This window comes from Robertmurraya massiliosenegalensis JC6 (assembly GCF_000311725.1).
In the GTDB taxonomy this organism is placed as follows: domain Bacteria; phylum Bacillota; class Bacilli; order Bacillales; family Cytobacillaceae; genus Robertmurraya; species Robertmurraya massiliosenegalensis.
The window spans coordinates 29,116-46,966 of sequence record NZ_HE978520.1 but is presented as its reverse complement, the minus strand read 5'-3'; the positions used below and the strand labels follow the sequence as shown (position 1 = coordinate 46,966).

Here is a 17,851-nt window from a genome sequence, read left to right as displayed (position 1 = left end):
GGGAGTGACACTATGGCTTTGCAAGCGGGTCTTGTATTAGTTCTTGTATTTATCATTATGCTTGTTCTAAGCGTGCCAATCTCAGTAAGTATTGTTATTGCTTCGATGGCAGCCATTTTAACCGTTTTGCCAATGGATATGGCAATTTTTACAGCTTCACAGAAAGTGGTAACAGGGCTTGATAGTTTTACTTTGTTAGCTGTACCTTTCTTTATTCTCTCTGGAATCTTAATGAATAACGGGGGAATTGCTGAACGACTAATTAATTTTGGGAAAATACTAGTGGGAAGAATGCCGGGATCCTTGGCGCATACAAATGTGGTGGGGAATATGCTTTTCGGATCGCTTTCAGGTTCATCTGTTGCCGCTGCAGCAGCGATTGGTGGAGTTATGGGACCATTGCAAAAGAAAGAAGGGTATGACCCGAAATTCTCAGCTGCTGTCAATATTGCATCAGCACCTACTGGTTTAATTATTCCGCCAAGTGGGACATTAATCATCTATTCTTTAGTATCTGGAGGAACATCAGTAGCAGCTCTTTTTATTGCTGGATATTTACCAGGGATTTTATGGGGACTAGCTTGTATGGTTGTTGCTTTTATAATTGCGAAACGGAGAAAATACCCTGTCTCTGAAAGAGTACCATTTAAAGTAGCGGTTAAAACGTTTATCGATGCCATTCCTAGCTTAATGTTGATTGTGATCGTCATCGGAGGAATATTAGGTGGATACTTTACTGCGACTGAAGCATCGGCCGTTGCTGTTGCTTATACATTTATTTTAGCGATGGCTTACCGTGCAGTTAAAATAGTTGATCTTCCGAAAATCATTATGGAGGCAGTTCAGATCACGTCTGTTATCATGCTTCTTGTAGCAGCTTCTTCGGTAATGTCATGGGTTATGGCGTTTACTGGAATTCCAACAGCAATTAGCGAATTTATTATGGGGATTTCTGACAACCCAATTATCATTCTATTAATTTTAAACATCTTCTTATTATTTATTGGAACATTTATGGATATTACACCAGCCGTTCTAATATTTACACCGATTTTCTTACCGATTGTTACCTCGTTTGGAATGGATCCGATTCATTTTGGAATCTTGATTGTTCTAAACTTAAGTATTGGGAATATCACACCTCCTGTTGGAAGTGCTCTCTTTGTTGGTGCAAGTATTGCCAATTTAGATTTAGAAGATGTTATTAAACCGATGTTACCGTTCTATGCAGCAATCATTATTGTGTTGCTCCTTGTAACATATATACCGGAAATAAGCATGTTTTTACCTAAATTAGCTGGATATTAATAAGATTGGTAACTTGAAATATATGAAAATACTCATTACATCTGTAATGCTAGTTGACTACAAATAGAGGTGAGCAAATGTCTTTAAGAGAAACTTATCCATTTCAGTATGTTGATAATAGAAATAACACGATTACATTTCGATTGGAAAATTCCGATGTTACGGCAAGAGTGTTTGTGCTAGAACAGGATTTGATTCGAGTGATGATTACCGATGGGAACGACCCTAAGATTAAAAATACATGGCTTGTTGCACCTGGTATGGACGATGTTCCGTTAAAAGGAAGAGATCGCTTTGACCTTTCTCCATTTTCATTGCCGGAATTTCACGTTCAAGAAGGAGAACAACAATTTACGATTGAAACTGAAAAGGTTAGACTGAAGATTCAATTAGATGGTTTTAAGATTACTTGGTTCTCAAAAAACGAAGATGGAAATTTTCAACAAATGGCGGCTGATCGTCCTACTCAAGCTTATAACTTTGATGGATCATTAGGAGAAGGGATTTACCATTATTTACAGCGTACAAATGATGAACAGTATTTTGGACTCGGTGAGAAAGCTGGAGAAATGGATCGTTATGGGAAACGTTATAGAATGCTTAGCGTGGATCCGATGGGCTATGATGCTCAATATACTGATCCATTGTATAAGCATATTCCGTTCTACATTACGAGGAATAAGCAATCAAATGTTTCGTTTGGTATCTTCTATGATAATATGGCCCAAAGTGTTTTTGATATGGGGAATGAGATGGATAACTACCATGGTTGGTATCGTTACTATCAATCATTCGATGGGGATTTAGATTATTACATTATACTTGGCCCTGAAGTGAAAGATGTTGTAAAAAAATACTCTTGGCTAACTGGAAAAACCATTTTTGCTCCTAAATGGAGTTTTGGTTACTCTGGTTCCACGATGACATACACAGATGCACCTGACGCTCAAAATCAACTAAAAAAATTCATTGAAGAATGTCAAGAACATGATATTATCTGCGATTCCTTTCAATTATCTTCTGGATACACATCAATCGGTGATAAACGTTATGTATTTAACTGGAATACGGATAAATTTCCTGATGCGAAAGGGTTTATCGATGAATACCATGAAAAAGGTGTAAGGCTTTGCGCCAATATTAAGCCTGCATTATTAAAAGATCATCCTGTTTTTAATGAACTGAAAGAGAAAAAGATGTTCATTATGAATGGGACTGAATCTCCTGAAATTGTACAGTTTTGGGATGAAGTTGGTTCTTACGTGGATTTTACGAATGAAGAGTCAGTTACGTGGTGGAAACAACAAGTTACCAAACAGCTATTGGAATATGGAATTGATTCAACGTGGAACGATAACAATGAATTTGAAGTTTGGTCGAAGGACGCAACGGTGAACGGATTTGGGGAAGGATTAAATTTTGAATCTGTCCGTTCCCTCCAGCCGCTTCTAATGATGAAAGCATCTTATGAGGCGCAAAAAGAATTTGCTCCTGAAGTTAGACCGTATTTAATTTCTAGATCTGGTAGCCCGGGAATGCAACGCTATGTGCAAACCTGGTCTGGAGATAACTATACGAGCTGGAAATCTTTGAAGTACAACATTAAGATGGGTCTCGGGTTAAGTCTTTCAGGTATATATAATATTGGTCATGATATTGGTGGATTCTCAGGGATGGCTCCAGAACCAGAATTACTCGTAAGATGGGTGCAAAATGGAATCTTCCATCCGCGTTTCACGATTCATTCTTGGAATGATGATAAATCGGTCAATGTACCTTGGATGTATGAAGAGACAACAGGACTTATCCGCAATTTAATCAAGTTTAGACACCGGATTACACCTTACTTATATACAGCTTTATACAATGCTCATGAAAACTATGAGCCGATCCTTCGACCTACTTTCTATGAGTTTGAAAGTGATGCCAAAACATTTGAAGAGAACGATGACTTCTTGCTAGGTGAATCTATGCTTGTTGCATCAGTTGTGGAAAAAGGCCAGACGGAAAGAGCGGTTTATTTACCAAAGTATGAGGGTGGTTGGTATAACTTCCATACTTCTGAATGGTATGAAGGTGGACAGACGGTTATTGTTCCTGCTCCATTAGAATATAATCCTTTATTGATTAAAGGAGGAAGTATGATTCCGATAAATGATGCTGACTCTTCATTTGAAAATAAAGAAAAAGATGAGAGAGGATTCTTGTTATTCCCGCATAAAGAAACAGGAACAGCTTCATTCAAGCTTTACGAGGATGATGGCATATCCGCTAATTATCAAGAAAACCATACCTTTGTTTCACTGCAAATGAAAGTTGATTCTGAATCCATTCAGGTAAGTTATCAGATGGAAGGGGAGTACAAGCTTCCTTACGATTCCATTCGTTTTTATTTACCAAAATATGAACAACGAAAACTGTATGTAAATGGACAGAAAATAGATCAAGTTGATGGTTGTTATTCTGTAGTCTTATAAATCATCCAGGCCTCAAGAGATGCTTAATCTCTTGAGGCATTAACGTTTATTTGAATAAGTGGCCATTTTTATATGAAAGTAATGGAGGTCTTAATATGAAATTTTTAACGGATGATTTTCTATTAAATACAGAAAGTGCAAAGGTACTATATCACGAGTATGCGAAACAAATGCCAATTTACGATTATCATTGCCATTTAAGTCCGAAAGAAATCGCTGAAGATAAACGATTTAATAATATAACGGAAGTATGGTTAAATGGGGACCATTATAAATGGCGGGCAATGAGAGCTTTTGGTGTCGAGGAAAAATATATAACTGGTGATAGTGATGATAAAGAGAAATTTCAGAAGTGGATTCAAACGATTCCTTATACGATGGGAAATCCTTTGTATCATTGGGCTCATTTAGAGTTAAGTCGTTATTTTAACTACACGGAGGCGGTTAAAGAAGAAAATTGGGAAGAGATTTGGGAGCATTGTAATCAAGTTGTTCAATCTGAAGATTTTTCGGTGCGGAATTTGATTAAAAAAAGCAATGTGAAGGTGATTGGGACAACGGATGATCCGGTTGATACTCTAGAATATCACAAAAAAATTGCTGAGAATGGGGATATCAACACGAAAGTCCTTCCTTCTTTCCGACCAGATAAAGGATTGGATATTCGAAAGCCGGCTTTTAAAGAATATATGGCTCAGTTAGGGCAAGCAGCGAATATTGAAATTAGAGGTTTTGATGACTTTTTACAAGCGCTTGAAGACAGGGTTTCTTACTTCCATGAACATGGTTGTCGTATTTCTGACCACGGTTTTGAATATTTGCCGTACAGTGAAGCATCATTAGAAGAATTAAAAGTTATTTTTACCAAAGCTCTAAATGGTGAATCGATTACGAAAGAAGAGGAAGACAAACACAAGACGTATACGATGAAAATTTTAGGTGAGCTATACCATAAATTCGGCTGGGCTATGCAATTGCACATTGGGCCGATTCGAAATAACAACACAAGAATGTTCAATTTATTAGGACCAGATGCTGGTTTTGATTCAATTAATGATTTTGAACTTGCACGTCCCTTAAATCAATTTTTAGATAGTCTGGAAATAAATAATTCTTTGCCTAAAACAATCATTTATACATTGAATCCTATGCATAATGAATTGATTGCAAGTACGATTGGGAATTTCCAATCAAGTGAGATGAAGGGGAAAGTCCAGTTTGGAACGGGCTGGTGGTACAATGACCAAAAAGAAGGCATGATGGAACAGATGAAAGCACTAGCAAATGCTGGTCTTTTAAGCCTGTTTGTAGGGATGTTAACAGATTCGCGAAGTTTCCTATCCTATACAAGGCATGAGTACTTTAGAAGGATTCTCTGTCAGTTGTTTGGCAAATGGATTGAAGAAGAGGAGATCCCTCGTGACTATGAATTTATCGGTAAAATCATACAGGATATCTCCTTTAATAATGCAAACAGATATTTTTCTACTAAGGTTGAGAGGTAGTTATTAAAAATTTGGTTTCCATAGTAAGACGACTACTAATTCGTGAGGTAGATATGTAATGAAAAAAAAGATAATTACTATAGGAGAGGCGATGGGGTTATTCGTCGCAGATGAAGTGGGAGAGCTTGAGGATGTAAAGAAGTTTACGAGATCCATTGCTGGAGCGGAACTAAATGTTAGTGTGGGACTGGCTCGATTAGAACATGATGTATATTACGCAACTCAAGTGGGAGATGATCCACTTGGAAAATCAATTAAAAAGTATATTGAAAAAGAGAATATCAATAGCCATTTTGTTTATCAAAGTGATGAGTACTTAACCGGGCTGCAAATCAAAGAAAAAGTATTGACTGGTGATCCGCATGTAGCAAACTTTCGAAAAAATAGTGCCGCAACGAAGCTCAATGTAGAAAAAATAGAGAAAATCAATTTCGCTACCTTTGATTACATTCATCTTAGCGGAGTCTTTTTGGCGCTGTCACCTGAAACAAAAGCTGTGTCCCATTTTTTCGCTGAGGAAGGTAGAAAAAATGGAGCGTACATTACTTTTGATCCAAATCTTCGACCGCATTTATGGAGCAGTGAGGAAGAAATGGTCAAGAGCATAAATGCAATAGCTGCAAAATCTGATGTTGTTCTCCCTGGCATTTCAGAAGGAAAGATTCTAACTGGTTACACTGAACCAGAAGAGATTGCCGATTTCTATTTAACAGGAAATACAAAACTCGTTGTGATTAAGCTTGGTGAGAAGGGTGCTTATGTTAAAGGGAAGGAAGGCGAGGGGAAATACATTAAAGGCTTTAAAGTAGAAGAGATCGTAGATACGGTTGGTGCTGGAGATGGGTTTGCGGTCGGTATTGTAAGTGGATTGGCGGAAGGATTATCGATTGAAGATACGGTTATTCGAGGAAATGCCATTGGAGCAATTCAACTTATGTCAGCAAGTGATAATGAAGGTTTACCATCTCGAGATAAGCTAGAAAAATTTATTCAAACGTCCGATTGATATTATTTGTAAATGGCTCTTTTCGCATATATTGTTTATTTTCTTCGAAAAAAACTTGTTGTTTTTGGAAAGCAATAAGAGACAACATGCCTGATTTAGGGGGCGAAAAGTGCCGTCGCACACTTCATGTATAGCCATAACCTTGATATGAGGGTAAAAACCGGCTTCTGGGTTTTTACAAATAACCACAATCTATACGAAAACAGCGTTGTAAACAAAGCAAATGCTCAATTTATCACATGAGACGATTAATAATGCTTGGAAGGGTAGGAATAGAAAATGAAAAAACTCAATACATTGCAGCAAATTTCTAATAATGCAGTGGTAGCAGTGATACGGGCCGAATCATCTGAGGAAGCAATCCTTATTTCAAAAGCTTGTATTGAAGGAGGCATTACCTGTGTAGAGATTACGTATACAACGCCCGACGCTGATGCAGTAATCAAAAGTTTAGTCGCTGAATATAAAAATGATCCAACCGTTGTTGTTGGAGCAGGTACTGTATTGGACGAAACGACAGCGAGACTAGCAATTATGGCTGGATCAGAATTTGTGGTTAGTCCTGCCTTTAATAAAGAGGTAGCTCTTCTCTGTAATTTATATGCAATTCCGTATATGCCTGGATGTATCACGATTAAGGAAATGCAAGAAGCATTAACGTATGGGGTAGATGTCATTAAGCTATTCCCAGGAAGTGCGGTTGGTCCTGATTTTGTAAAGGCTGTAAAAGCACCATTACCACAAATTAATATTATGCCAACAGGCGGAGTTAGCCCTAACAATATTCAAGAATGGATCGGTAATGGCTGTGTAGCTGTCGGTATTGGAGGCAACTTAGTGAATGCAGCGAAGGCAGATGGAGATTATACAAAAGTGACTGATTTAGCTCGACAGTACGTTGAAAAAGTGAAACAAGCAAAACAATCCATTCGTTAGCACTTGATATTTAGTGAGAGCTCATGGAGCGAAAGCGAAGAGACTAGCTTTTAGGCCGGATAGAATTCACTACTATTTCTTTTGGATTCTCATTGCGTTTTTTGCCAAAAGTTTCAAGCTTTACGCTCCATCGTTTTAAATGAACTTAATTGAGTGAAAAATCTTTCTAATCTATACATCGTGCAGCTATCTTCCTTATATTTTTTTTGAATAGCTCTGGCTTATTAAATGTCGAAACTAGTATACATGATGATGCCCTATGGTGCTATCTATTTGCTGAAGTGTAAGCAAATTATGAGCAATGATAACGGCTATTTTAAAGTTGACAAGCAACCCAAGATGACTTAAGATTTAAATATATCTTGTATACAAGAAAATGTAGATTTTTGAATAGTTTCTTATTTTCTACAGAAGATCTTGTATACATTTTTTAGAGAACTAATTTATGAAACGAATATAGCTAATACATGAAGGAGTGGAATTAGATGAACATGTCATGGAGATGGTATGGTGAAGGCAATGACTCCATTACGCTTGATCACATTCGCCAAATACCAGGTGTAAAAGGAATTGTTTGGTCTTTACATGATAAAGTTGCTGGTGAAGTATGGGAAATGGAGAGAATTCAAGAGGTTGCTGACCAAATCCGAAGCAAGGGCTTTAGTCCAGAAGTAGTTGAAAGTGTAAATGTTCACGACGATATTAAAATTGGTTTGCCGAGTAGAGATAAGTATATCGATGTATACATCGATACAATTAAAAAATTATCTAAAGTTGGCGTAAAAGTAATTTGCTATAATTTCATGCCTGTATTTGATTGGACAAGAACTGAATTGTATAAAGAACTTCCTGATGGTTCAAATGCATTATTTTATGAAAAAGCGGCTATTACAGATGATCCGAAAGAAATGGTTAATCGAATTCTTGAAGGTGCTGGCGAATTTACGATGCCTGGATGGGAACCAGAACGCTTGGAAAAATTAGATGATTTATTTAAAGCTTATGAGGGAGTAACGGATGATATCCTTTTCGATAACTTGAAATACTTCCTTGAAAGAGTGATTCCTGTTTGTGAAGAATATGATGTGAAAATGGCCATTCATCCTGATGATCCTGCTTGGCCTATTTTTGGGTTACCACGTATCATTCGTAATAGAGATTATATTCGTAGATTCCTTGATTTAGTTGATAGTCCATATAACGGATTAACATTCTGTACAGGTTCACTAGGTTCGAATCCAGCCAATGATTTACCAGCAATGATTCGCGAATTCCATGATCGGATTCATTTTGCCCATATCCGTAATGTAAAAGTTTTTGAAAACGGAGATTTCATTGAAGTATCTCATCGTGGACAAGATGGCAGTGTCGATGTATACGAGTGTCTTAAAGCTTACCATGATAATGGCTTTACGGGAATGATTCGTCCTGACCATGGCCGTCATCTTTGGGGAGAAGAAAAGAATTGTCGTCCTGGATATGGCTTGTATGATAGAGCACTAGGAATTATGTACATGCTGGGAGTATGGGATAGTCTTGAAAAGAGAAAGGCAGGAAAATAAAGATGTTACGTTTAACAAGAAACAGCATCACTAATGAAGCTGCAGCTTGGAAAAAAGCAGATGTTACATTACCTGAATTTGATTTCGAGCAAATAGCCCAAAATACACAGGAAAAACCAGAATGGGTTCACTTTGGTGCTGGGAATATATTTCGAGGTTTTATCGCCAATGCCCATCAAAAGTTGCTTAACGAAAAGTTAGCGGATACGGGAATTATTGCAGCTGAAACATTCGATTTTGAAATGATTGACAAGGCATATAAACCTTATGATAACTTAACCTTACTTGTGACGATGAAGTCCAATGGTGAGTTTGAAAAAACAGTCATCAATAGTATTGTAGAGGGGATTACGGCAGATAATAGTCGTCCTGAAGATATTAATCGACTTGTTGCTATTTTTGAAAATCCTAGCTTGCAAATGGCAAGCTTTACGATTACTGAAAAAGGCTACGCCTTAACGAATCCTGCTGGTCAATATTTGGGAGTTGTTGAAAAAGATATTGAAAGTGGATTGGAACAACCACTCCATGCGATGAGTATCGTTACGGCTCTCGCTTATCGTCGCTATTTGAAAGGTCAATATCCAATGACATTCGTCAGCATGGATAACTGTGCACATAACGGGGATAAGTTAAAGCACAGTGTGGTAACGATGGCGAAAGAATGGCAAAAAAGAGGCTTTGTCGAGGAAAGTTTCGTTTCCTATCTATTGGATGAGAGTAAAATTACGTTCCCGGTATCCATGATTGATAAAATCACACCACGCCCATCTGAGATCGTTAAGGATGCTCTGTTAACTCAGGGAATTGAAGATATGGATGTCATCGTGACGAGCAAGAATACGTACACAGCACCATTCGTTAATGCTGAAGTCAGTGAATATCTTGTGATCGAAGACAAGTTTACAAATGGAAGACCTGCCTTAGAAAATGCAGGAATCATTTTTACAGATAGAGAAACAGTTAATAGCATCGAAACAATGAAGGTAACGACTTGCTTAAATCCATTGCATACAGCGCTTGCTGTTTCGGGTTGTTTACTAGGGTACACGTTAATTGCGGATGAAATGAAAGATGCTACATTAAAAAAGTTCGTTGAAACGATTGGCTACACAGAGGGATTAAAAGTAGTAGTAGACCCAGGCATTATTAGTCCAAAGGCGTTCTTAGACGAAGTACTGAACGAACGATTCGTAAACCCTTATATTCCAGATACACCTCAACGAATTGCAACAGATACGTCACAAAAAGTAGGGATTCGATTCGGGGAAACCATAAAGGCTTATGCGAAGAGAGAAGATTTAAACCCTGCTGAATTAACTGCGATTCCGTTGGCGATTGCAACATGGTGCCGTTATCTCTTAGGTGTCGATGATAAAGGCAATGAATTTACACTTAGCCCTGATCCACTTTTAGAGGATCTTCAAGAAACATTAGCTAATGTTTCTCTGGGTGCTCAAACATCTAATGTAAAATCAATCTTGTCTAATGAATCCATTTTCGGTATTAACTTATACGAGGTGGGTGTCGGCGAAAAAATAGAAGGCATGTTCCATGAAATGCTTGCAGGACCTGGAGCAGTCCGTAATACTTTAGAAAAATATATTGGATAATCAAAAAAACTCTAGCACTCTTTTGAGAGCTAGAGTTTTTTAGTCATATTCACAACATGAGCCCCCTTGTATAATGGTGGGGCTTTTTTAAAGTTAAGATTAAAAGAGATTGCCCATTCAAAAACAGGGGATAATGGGAAATCCGCTAATCTGTAAGGTGCGATTATGGTATGTAGTTCATTTTTTGAAATTAAATTCGTCTATTTTTAAATAGATATTCTATATCTGCTTTTAATAACAATTTTGATGGGGAATCAACAGCAACAATAACAATGTTGTATAATGCTCTCGTAAAGACCATGTAAAGTAACTTTGAATAATAATCATTAACCGGATAATCTCGCTCTGAGGGATTGTAGACAATGACATTATTGAATTCTAATCCTTTAACCTGAAGTGCGGAGATGATCGTTATCTTTGAATGATCCAAGAGTGATTCGGTGGTGCTAATGACATTGGTTTCCATCACGCCGATAGCGTTTAAAAAGCGTTCGATATTTTCAGAGTCCTCAATAGAATTTGTTATAATAGCGGTAGATTCATTTTTTTGAAGCCACTTTTCTATATACTCATGATAAATTTTTTTCCAGTTGATTTTCTCGAATTTTATATTTCTATTATTGAATAATAGTTGTACGGGTTTTACTCCAGTTTCTAAGACACCGCTTCCTGTATAGAGCGGGTCAATTAAACAACTAGTAGCTAAATCCATAATTTCTTTAGATGAACGATAATTATACTCTAGATATAGAAGTTTACATTTGAAAATAGGTGTAATAGAATCCCAAGAACTTATACCCCTTTGTAAAAAAATCTGTTGATTTAAATCACCAACAATTGTAAAGCTCGCTCCTTCATAGATTTTCTTCAATAGAATATATTGAATATATGTTAGATCTTGTGCCTCATCTACGAAAATATGGTTGAAGTCAGAATCCTTAACGTTTACATTCTCAAGTAAATGAGATAAATAAATAAGTGCAGGGATATCTTCTTCGTACCATTGATTTTGTTTCCTATTTAACTCTGCAAATTCCACAGTTTTGAATAATTCTCCATTTTTCAAAAAATCTCTATAGACTATCTCAACATTTACCTTTTTTTTCAGAAACTCTTGTTTAATAAGGGGTAAAACATTATTCAACCTCTGTTTATCTTTAACTTCTAATATTTGTTCTATGTAGCTAATTGCCCGAGTAACCATAATATTATACGGAACGTGCTTAAGTCTATCGTAGATGTTTAGCATTAATGATCTAGATAATAGAGGATGAATATTTGTCAGGTCCTTATTGAACAGGTTTTGCTTTATATTTTGTACATGTGTTTCCAAAAGGTTAGCATATTCTTTTGAGCCTTTGTATTTAAACCAGTTAGCATATATAGTTCTCTTATTTTCGTCTAAAGCGTGTAAAAAATGATATGTTAAGTCATCTCTTATTTTCGCTTTTGCTATTTTTAAATCTTTAGGCAAAAAATGAGAAAATAAGTCTTGGACGGATGCAAACACAACGTTATTCAGATTTAAGTTAGGAACAAGATCTTGAATATAATCTAAGAAAAGATTATTTGGACATATGGCTAGTATTTTAGATTGGCCTTTATTCTTTTCAATTTGGTAAATAACATAAGATAATCTTTGTAATCCCATTGTGGTTTTACCTGAACCTGAGACTCCCTGTACTATAACATTTTGATTAATAGGCATGCGAATAATCTCATTTTGAAGCTGATCAATAGTCTGGAAGACAGGTTTAAGCTTTTGTGCGTTTCTATTAACAAGTTGATTTTGGAGAAAATCGCTAGAAATATATTTTGTATAAGCTTTTAATAAATCTGATTCTACATTATCAATATGCATAATCTCATAGTCATTGTAATCTAATAATTGGCCATTCCTAATATTGAAATTTCTGATCTTGAATAATTTGACAGTATTTCCGCTATTCAGGACTACAATAGGCAATTTCTTATAAAAAAGATCTCCATATTCTGTCCGCCATGATATCACCAAATTCCTATTTTCTAAATGAATGTCCTCTTCTCCAATATAGAATTGTTGCTTACCATTTTCATCTTCTATGTAAATCTTCCCAAAGTAGGGGGAGTTTTTAAGCGTTTTTAGCCTTTGTATTTTTGCGGGGAAAGTTTGTTTTGCTCGTAATGCATTCGTTTTTTTTATTTCGAAATCCCAATCGTTATACATGTCTCCAACAGCATAAACGTAAGGGCTATAGTTACTGTATTCAATTTCTAAATCTCTAAGACTCGTGTCTAAAGCAAAACAAACTTTTCGTAAATAGTCTTTTTCTAGTTGTAACTCGTGCAATTAATCATCACCTCTTTTAGGTATAAATAACCACTTTCCATTTTTTTATTATACACTTGAAGGAATGTTGAAAGGACGATTAAAAGGAAAAAAATAGATATTTCTATCTTTGGTTTATTGTAGTATTTTTATAATATGAAATGATCTTTAACGAACTCTTTAAGAAGGAGACTTAAATTACACAATGGACGAATTTGAGAGGTTAGTAAATCGTAGTAAAGATCTAGATAGGGAATCACAGCTGCTAAAAAAAGATATGGACATGATAATAGAAGAAAATAAAAGGATAAAGAGGATAGCAGAAAACTCTCGATATGTGATGAAGGATATTGATAAAAGGTTTGCTGAAGCAACAAAATTAGATGCAAAAGATATTTCATTTCTATTTTTGGCAGTAGCCATGCAATGTTTAAGACAATATTTATTAACTCCATTTGAGAGTAGAACTCCTCATGATGTGAGTGAAAAAGAGTATAAGAAAAGAGAATCAGAGCTATTTAATGACAAATTTGGTGATTCAAATGGACAAACCGAAAGCACGATGTATAAAGCATCATTAAGCGATATCATAACAAAAGGAGTACCCTATGATGTTCAATTTGGGAGTGGCGATTTCAATCTAGGATTAAGTGGAAATGCCCATCGCTATAGGACACTAGGGCATGATCCACTTTTAGGATGGCTATTTGGAACGTCAAATATAATGACGAATACATTAACGGACTGGAAATTTAATTCCTATCATATAGAACCTGCCCTGATGTCTAATGGGTATTTGAAGGCAAAAATCGTCCAAAATGCTCATACGATGATAATGTTTGAACAGGTTAAAACAAGAACAATTAATGAACCTGAAATTTTAGCAGCGGCTTTGATTAAGCAATGGTTCCATATTAAATCTGATGAATATTCAAAAGCGGGGTTGCCTATCCCAGGCTCGATTGTTTTGTCCCCCCATTTTTCTCAAAAGCTTGCTGAATATGGTATTGATGCGGGTAATCTTAAAACAGTTGGAAAGCAAGTAACTTATTCTGCATTGATTAATACAGTAATAGCGATGATGCACGGGATGATGTTTAACGAAGAAAAATATAAAACTCTTGACATGTACAAAGTTAAAACAAGAAAAATACTTATGTATTCCAATCTTATTGCATCTGCAAGTAATCTTATCGTTGTTGCAATGGAATCTGTCCTAAATGGAGCACCAACTTTAAAACATTTAGATATTGGTGGATTGTTGGTAACGATTTATCGTATCGCTACAGATACTAAATTTATTGCTAATGTTAAAGCTGAATTTATCTATAATGAATTTAATCAACTCATACAAGGAAATGAGTATAATTTTAACATTGATTAGAGGAGATAACATGAATAAAACGACATTTATTCGAACGATAGGTTTACAAGTAAATGATCCTCTTTATAAAAGAGTATTTAAATCAAAGGTAGACTATATAAAAGAAGGTTATGTTATTGCGAGTGATGTGTATAGTAATGTGATTGAGGAATTAGAAAAAGAATTTCAAAGAATAGCTAATGAATTTGAAATAACAGGTAATGAAAAGAAAATAATCATTGATGAGTTAATATGGCTTATTCGTGAATTAAAAAAAGAACAACCGGATGATAAGAAGAATGAGTTGCTTATTCTATTGGAAAATTGTATTGAGCTGTTTAAATTTGAAATTCAGACCTTTTCTTCTGAGCACATGAAAAATATTTCTCTTGATAAAAAATATTCCGATTGGCGGTATGTGTATGGTATTACTGAAAAAAACTGAAATTAAAAGTAAAAATGAAGGCTTTGCTGATGGAAAACAAGCTTATGAAACAAAAATTAACTTGCAAAAAGCAATATTTAATCATAAAGTACATCAATTTGAGGAAAATATATCAAAAAAAGAGAAATTAATTATTGATTTAGAATTGATGTTAAGTGAATTGAAGGACAACACATTTACTTCTAATAATAATGCTGAAATACATTCGTATTTAATTAATACTCTTGAGCGTTGTGTCAATGTTATGAATAAGGATATTGAAACAACTTCATCGGTTAATGCCGATAAGTTACTCATAGACAAACGTGTTCCTAGATTGGAATAATTAGAATCTGTAAAGTCACTTAATCTAGTGATTCCGAACTCTCCTTCATAAAAACAAACACTTCCTTATTAGAAAAGTCTTTTTCACGATAATGTAGACTTAGGCAAGCGAAGTAAAGATGTTCCAACCAATCGAGGTCGTTTTGCTGCATGGCTTCTGTACATTCTTTTTCTATATATGGAAGAGAAATTTCTTTGCCGAGCTCACGAAATAATTCGATAGCCTCTAGGGCACCAGGCCAATTCCGATCTTGGAGTAATCTTGCCAAGTTAGGAAGGGCTTTTTTATTTTGTGGATAACCCATTTTCTTCAATACATATACTCCGTTTTCCCAGCACTCCTTGCCATATTTCGGGAGGATCATATCCGCTTTATTTGGGTTTATTTTTAATAAAATTTCAATGGCTGCCTCTTGACTTTCCTTTGGTAATAGCCAATTTAAATTATAGACATAGTATAAAATTTCCTCGTTTTCTAACTCGATAAAATGAGTCATACGATCACCTCTACTCGACATTCGTTTAAACCTACTATATCACAAAGAAAAATCCAGCTTAGTTAGTATAGGAAAGGAAAAATTAATGTTATCATAGTCTATATGATAATAATCGACAAAGTTCGGGGGTGAGCGACAAATGGGATATAATTATTTTGTTTTTGTAGGGCTCATTGCAATCAGTTGTTGTCTTGCTTATATCGCTGTGCTGGCATGGAGAAAAAGAGAAATTCCGGTAGCTTATTGTTTTTTCTTAGGGATGTCCGCAAGTACTCTTTATACATTTGGATATGCTTTTGAAATTATTAGTACCAATATGGAACAGATAAAATTCTGGCTTAAGATTGAATATATCGGCATCTCCTTTGGAACACTTTTATGGTTTTATGCCATCGCTTTTTTCACCAACAGTAAAGGATTCTTTCGTAAGTGGCTTATATTTCTGCTGGCGATAGTGCCCACTCTCACCTTTGTAAGTCATTATACAAACGACTGGCATTATCTGTTTTATCGGACGATGGTCATCGATGAATCAGAAGGGTTCCCACTGCTATCAACCACACCTGGACCTTTCTATATTCTCCATTCAGTCTTTAATTATTTTCTCGTTTTCATTGGAATGGGTATGCTAATTCGCATGTATCGAAAAACAGGGAGTCATATGAAGAAGCAAGTCCTCTTACTTTTCATTGGTTCCTGCGGGCCTTACGGAATTACTCTTATCTATTTGCTTAACCTCATTGATACACCAATTGATATTGCTCCGATCGGTTTTCTCTTCTCCGGTGTGTTTTTCATGTGGGGAATCCATCAGTACGATATGTTTAAATTGCTTCCACGTGCTTACGAAAAAGTGTTTGAATCTATGAAGGAAGCGGTTATCGTTGTCGATCCCGATTTACAAATGACCACTTTTAATCGGTCTGCGAAAAAAATATTTAAAGAATTAGAAAATAAGAGAGTGATTGGACAACCGATCCAGGAAATCTTTCATTCACAACCCATACTTTTAGAATTGTTAACGGAAAAAGGTTCCATTCAGAGAAAAATAAAGCTTGAAGACCATTTTGATTCAAAGTATTTTCAAGCATACTCCTCCCATATTCGAGATAAAAGAGAAAATCCTGTTGGAAAAATGCTCTTGTTAAATGATATTACAGAGGAAGTTCGTGCTGAAGAGAAACTTCTTAAACATTCACAACAATTGAGAGAATTAAATGCCTTCAAGGATAAGATGTTTACCGTTGTTGCTCATGATATTCGGGATCCTCTTTCGATTCTTATTAATTTGATGGAGATCCTAAAAGAAGATTTAAAGCGGTTGGGCGAGAATCAGGATGAGGTTGTTGTTGAGATGGATAAGCAAATTCAAAGTACGTTTTCACTTGTTGAAAATTTACTTGATTGGTTTAGAAGTCAAAAGGGGGGAATGGTTTTCAACCCTGTCGTATGGAATTTGTCACGGACGATTGAACGAACCATTGGATTGTTGCAACCTAAAATTGAACTTAAGAGCATTAAAGTGATTTCTAATATTGCAAAAGAAACGTCCGTTTATGCAGATAAAGAAATGCTAGAACTCATTATACGAAACCTTTTGAGCAATGCACTTAAATTCACGGACAATCATGGCAGCATTTTTTTAAATGCGAAAGAAGTGGATGGAAAAATCATCATCTCCATTAAAGATACTGGGAAAGGAATTCCTCCTGAACAAGCGAAAGAGCTGCTCCAGGATCATGTGTATCCGATATCTTCAACGGGAACAGCAGGCGAGCGGGGGATTGGGATTGGACTGACACTGTGTAGAGATTTTGTGCAAATCAATGGTGGAGAATTTTGGTTTGAGAGTGTTCAAAACGAGGGAAGTATTTTTAATTTTTCAGTGCCGAGTGGTTATTGCGAGAAGGCTTCTAGTTTAATAACAACTACTCAGAAAGGATGAACATGGGATGAAGGTAATGATGATTGATGATGAAAAAGCAATGCATATTATTATGAAACGAATGTTATCCAAAATTGGTGAGGTTGAGATTGTGGGAGCTTTTCAGGATACGGAAACGGCTTTTTCATTTCTGCAAAATGAGGAAGTGGATATCGTTTTTGTGGATATTAGCATGCCAAAAGAAAGTGGCCTCGATTTTGCCAAACGCTTAAGGGAAATTCATCCCCAAATTAAGCTCGTCTTCGTAACCTCCCATAAGGAGTACGCACTTTCAGCATTTGATGTATATGCCTATGATTATATGATCAAACCGATTTCTCAACAAAGAATTGAAGAAACAGTCAAACGTGCCTTAGCTGAGGAACAGGTGGATAGTGGAGAGTCGCTTCCTCCCCTTATTGAGCCATTAACGAATCGAGAAGAAGAAATTATGGCACTGATCGGACAAGGACTGACGAACAAACAAATTGCTAAAACCTTTGAACTGACCGAAGGAACAGTGAAAAATCATCTCGTCAATATTTTTGGTAAACTACAAGTGAAAAATCGAGTACAAGCCATC

At 35.9% G+C, this 17,851-nt stretch carries 14 protein-coding genes; 12 read left to right on the top strand and 2 right to left on the bottom strand.

Going from position 1 to position 17,851, the window contains the following annotated elements; genetic code table 11:
• Nucleotides 1-12 precede the first annotated feature (12 nt).
• The 7 genes from BMSHG_RS23940 (at nucleotide 13) to BMSHG_RS23910 (ending at nucleotide 10,407) form a co-directional block, all read left to right on the top strand.
• Complete coding sequence (locus tag BMSHG_RS23940; protein ID WP_019156998.1) at nucleotides 13-1,308, top strand: TRAP transporter large permease; 1,296 nt, start codon at nucleotides 13-15, stop codon at nucleotides 1,306-1,308.
• A 77-nt stretch (nucleotides 1,309-1,385) separates the two neighbouring features.
• Nucleotides 1,386-3,785: a glycoside hydrolase family 31 protein gene (locus BMSHG_RS23935; protein ID WP_019156997.1), complete on the top strand. Its 2,400-nt coding sequence runs from the start codon at nucleotides 1,386-1,388 to the stop codon at nucleotides 3,783-3,785.
• Between the two features lie 95 nt (nucleotides 3,786-3,880).
• On the top strand, nucleotides 3,881-5,290 hold the full coding sequence (gene uxaC / locus BMSHG_RS23930; protein WP_019156996.1) for a glucuronate isomerase: 1,410 nt from the start codon (nucleotides 3,881-3,883) through the stop codon (nucleotides 5,288-5,290).
• 58 nt (nucleotides 5,291-5,348) lie between these two features.
• A complete protein-coding gene (locus BMSHG_RS23925; RefSeq protein ID WP_019156995.1) occupies nucleotides 5,349-6,296 on the top strand; it encodes a sugar kinase in 948 nt (315 codons plus the stop codon).
• A gap of 279 nt (nucleotides 6,297-6,575) precedes the next feature.
• Nucleotides 6,576-7,232, top strand: a complete 657-nt coding sequence (locus BMSHG_RS23920; RefSeq protein ID WP_019156994.1) for a bifunctional 2-keto-4-hydroxyglutarate aldolase/2-keto-3-deoxy-6-phosphogluconate aldolase — start codon at nucleotides 6,576-6,578, stop codon at nucleotides 7,230-7,232.
• A gap of 485 nt (nucleotides 7,233-7,717) precedes the next feature.
• On the top strand, nucleotides 7,718-8,794 hold the full coding sequence (gene uxuA / locus BMSHG_RS23915; protein ID WP_019156993.1) for a mannonate dehydratase: 1,077 nt from the start codon (nucleotides 7,718-7,720) through the stop codon (nucleotides 8,792-8,794).
• A 2-nt stretch (nucleotides 8,795-8,796) separates the two neighbouring features.
• Nucleotides 8,797-10,407 carry a mannitol dehydrogenase family protein gene (locus tag BMSHG_RS23910; RefSeq protein ID WP_019156992.1) on the top strand — a complete coding sequence of 537 codons (1,611 nt, stop codon included), beginning with the start codon at nucleotides 8,797-8,799 and terminating at the stop codon, nucleotides 10,405-10,407.
• A 190-nt stretch (nucleotides 10,408-10,597) separates the two neighbouring features.
• Here BMSHG_RS23910 and BMSHG_RS23905 read toward each other — a convergent pair whose 3' ends face one another.
• Nucleotides 10,598-12,736, bottom strand: a complete 2,139-nt coding sequence (locus tag BMSHG_RS23905; protein WP_019156991.1) for a UvrD-helicase domain-containing protein — start codon at nucleotides 12,734-12,736, stop codon at nucleotides 10,598-10,600.
• A gap of 184 nt (nucleotides 12,737-12,920) precedes the next feature.
• Between BMSHG_RS23905 and BMSHG_RS23900 the strand changes: the two genes are divergently transcribed.
• Genes BMSHG_RS23900 through BMSHG_RS23890 form a run of 3 tightly spaced genes read left to right on the top strand, consistent with a single transcriptional unit; the run spans nucleotide 12,921 to nucleotide 14,848 of the window.
• Nucleotides 12,921-14,099 carry a hypothetical protein gene (locus BMSHG_RS23900; RefSeq protein ID WP_019156990.1) on the top strand — a complete coding sequence of 393 codons (1,179 nt, stop codon included), beginning with the start codon at nucleotides 12,921-12,923 and terminating at the stop codon, nucleotides 14,097-14,099.
• Between the two features lie 10 nt (nucleotides 14,100-14,109).
• Entirely contained in the window at nucleotides 14,110-14,523 is a 414-nt protein-coding gene (locus BMSHG_RS23895) for a hypothetical protein (protein ID WP_019156989.1), read from the top strand.
• Nucleotides 14,501-14,848, top strand: coding sequence for a hypothetical protein (locus BMSHG_RS23890; protein WP_019156988.1), 348 nt, complete (start codon nucleotides 14,501-14,503; stop codon nucleotides 14,846-14,848). Before BMSHG_RS23895 ends, BMSHG_RS23890 begins: the two co-directional genes overlap by 23 nt.
• Nucleotides 14,849-14,867: 19 nt before the next feature.
• On the opposite strand, the gene BMSHG_RS23885 is transcribed toward BMSHG_RS23890, so the two are convergent.
• Complete coding sequence (locus tag BMSHG_RS23885) at nucleotides 14,868-15,344, bottom strand: hypothetical protein (protein ID WP_019156987.1); 477 nt, start codon at nucleotides 15,342-15,344, stop codon at nucleotides 14,868-14,870.
• A 139-nt stretch (nucleotides 15,345-15,483) separates the two neighbouring features.
• Between BMSHG_RS23885 and BMSHG_RS23880 the strand changes: the two genes are divergently transcribed.
• On the top strand, nucleotides 15,484-17,289 hold the full coding sequence (locus BMSHG_RS23880; protein WP_019156986.1) for a sensor histidine kinase: 1,806 nt from the start codon (nucleotides 15,484-15,486) through the stop codon (nucleotides 17,287-17,289).
• 7 nt (nucleotides 17,290-17,296) lie between these two features.
• Nucleotides 17,297-17,851, top strand: a 555-nt coding sequence (locus BMSHG_RS28350) for a response regulator transcription factor (RefSeq protein ID WP_019156985.1), incomplete at its 3' end; no start/stop codon positions are given.

Excerpts from the sequence above, each read along its gene's own strand:
- BMSHG_RS23890 (WP_019156988.1), top strand. The coding sequence starts at position 14,501 with ATGGTATTACTGAAAAAAACTGAAATTAAAAGTAAAAATGAAGGCTTT.
- BMSHG_RS23940 (WP_019156998.1), top strand. The coding sequence starts at position 13 with ATGGCTTTGCAAGCGGGTCTTGTATTAGTTCTTGTATTTATCATTATG.
- BMSHG_RS23920 (WP_019156994.1), top strand. The coding sequence starts at position 6,576 with ATGAAAAAACTCAATACATTGCAGCAAATTTCTAATAATGCAGTGGTA.
- BMSHG_RS23910 (WP_019156992.1), top strand. The coding sequence starts at position 8,797 with ATGTTACGTTTAACAAGAAACAGCATCACTAATGAAGCTGCAGCTTGG.
- BMSHG_RS23885 (WP_019156987.1), bottom strand. The coding sequence starts at position 15,344 with ATGACTCATTTTATCGAGTTAGAAAACGAGGAAATTTTATACTATGTC.
- BMSHG_RS23895 (WP_019156989.1), top strand. The coding sequence starts at position 14,110 with ATGAATAAAACGACATTTATTCGAACGATAGGTTTACAAGTAAATGAT.
- uxaC (WP_019156996.1), top strand. The coding sequence starts at position 3,881 with ATGAAATTTTTAACGGATGATTTTCTATTAAATACAGAAAGTGCAAAG.
- BMSHG_RS23925 (WP_019156995.1), top strand. The coding sequence starts at position 5,349 with ATGAAAAAAAAGATAATTACTATAGGAGAGGCGATGGGGTTATTCGTC.
- uxuA (WP_019156993.1), top strand. The coding sequence starts at position 7,718 with ATGAACATGTCATGGAGATGGTATGGTGAAGGCAATGACTCCATTACG.
- BMSHG_RS23880 (WP_019156986.1), top strand. The coding sequence starts at position 15,484 with ATGGGATATAATTATTTTGTTTTTGTAGGGCTCATTGCAATCAGTTGT.
- BMSHG_RS23935 (WP_019156997.1), top strand. The coding sequence starts at position 1,386 with ATGTCTTTAAGAGAAACTTATCCATTTCAGTATGTTGATAATAGAAAT.
- BMSHG_RS23900 (WP_019156990.1), top strand. The coding sequence starts at position 12,921 with ATGGACGAATTTGAGAGGTTAGTAAATCGTAGTAAAGATCTAGATAGG.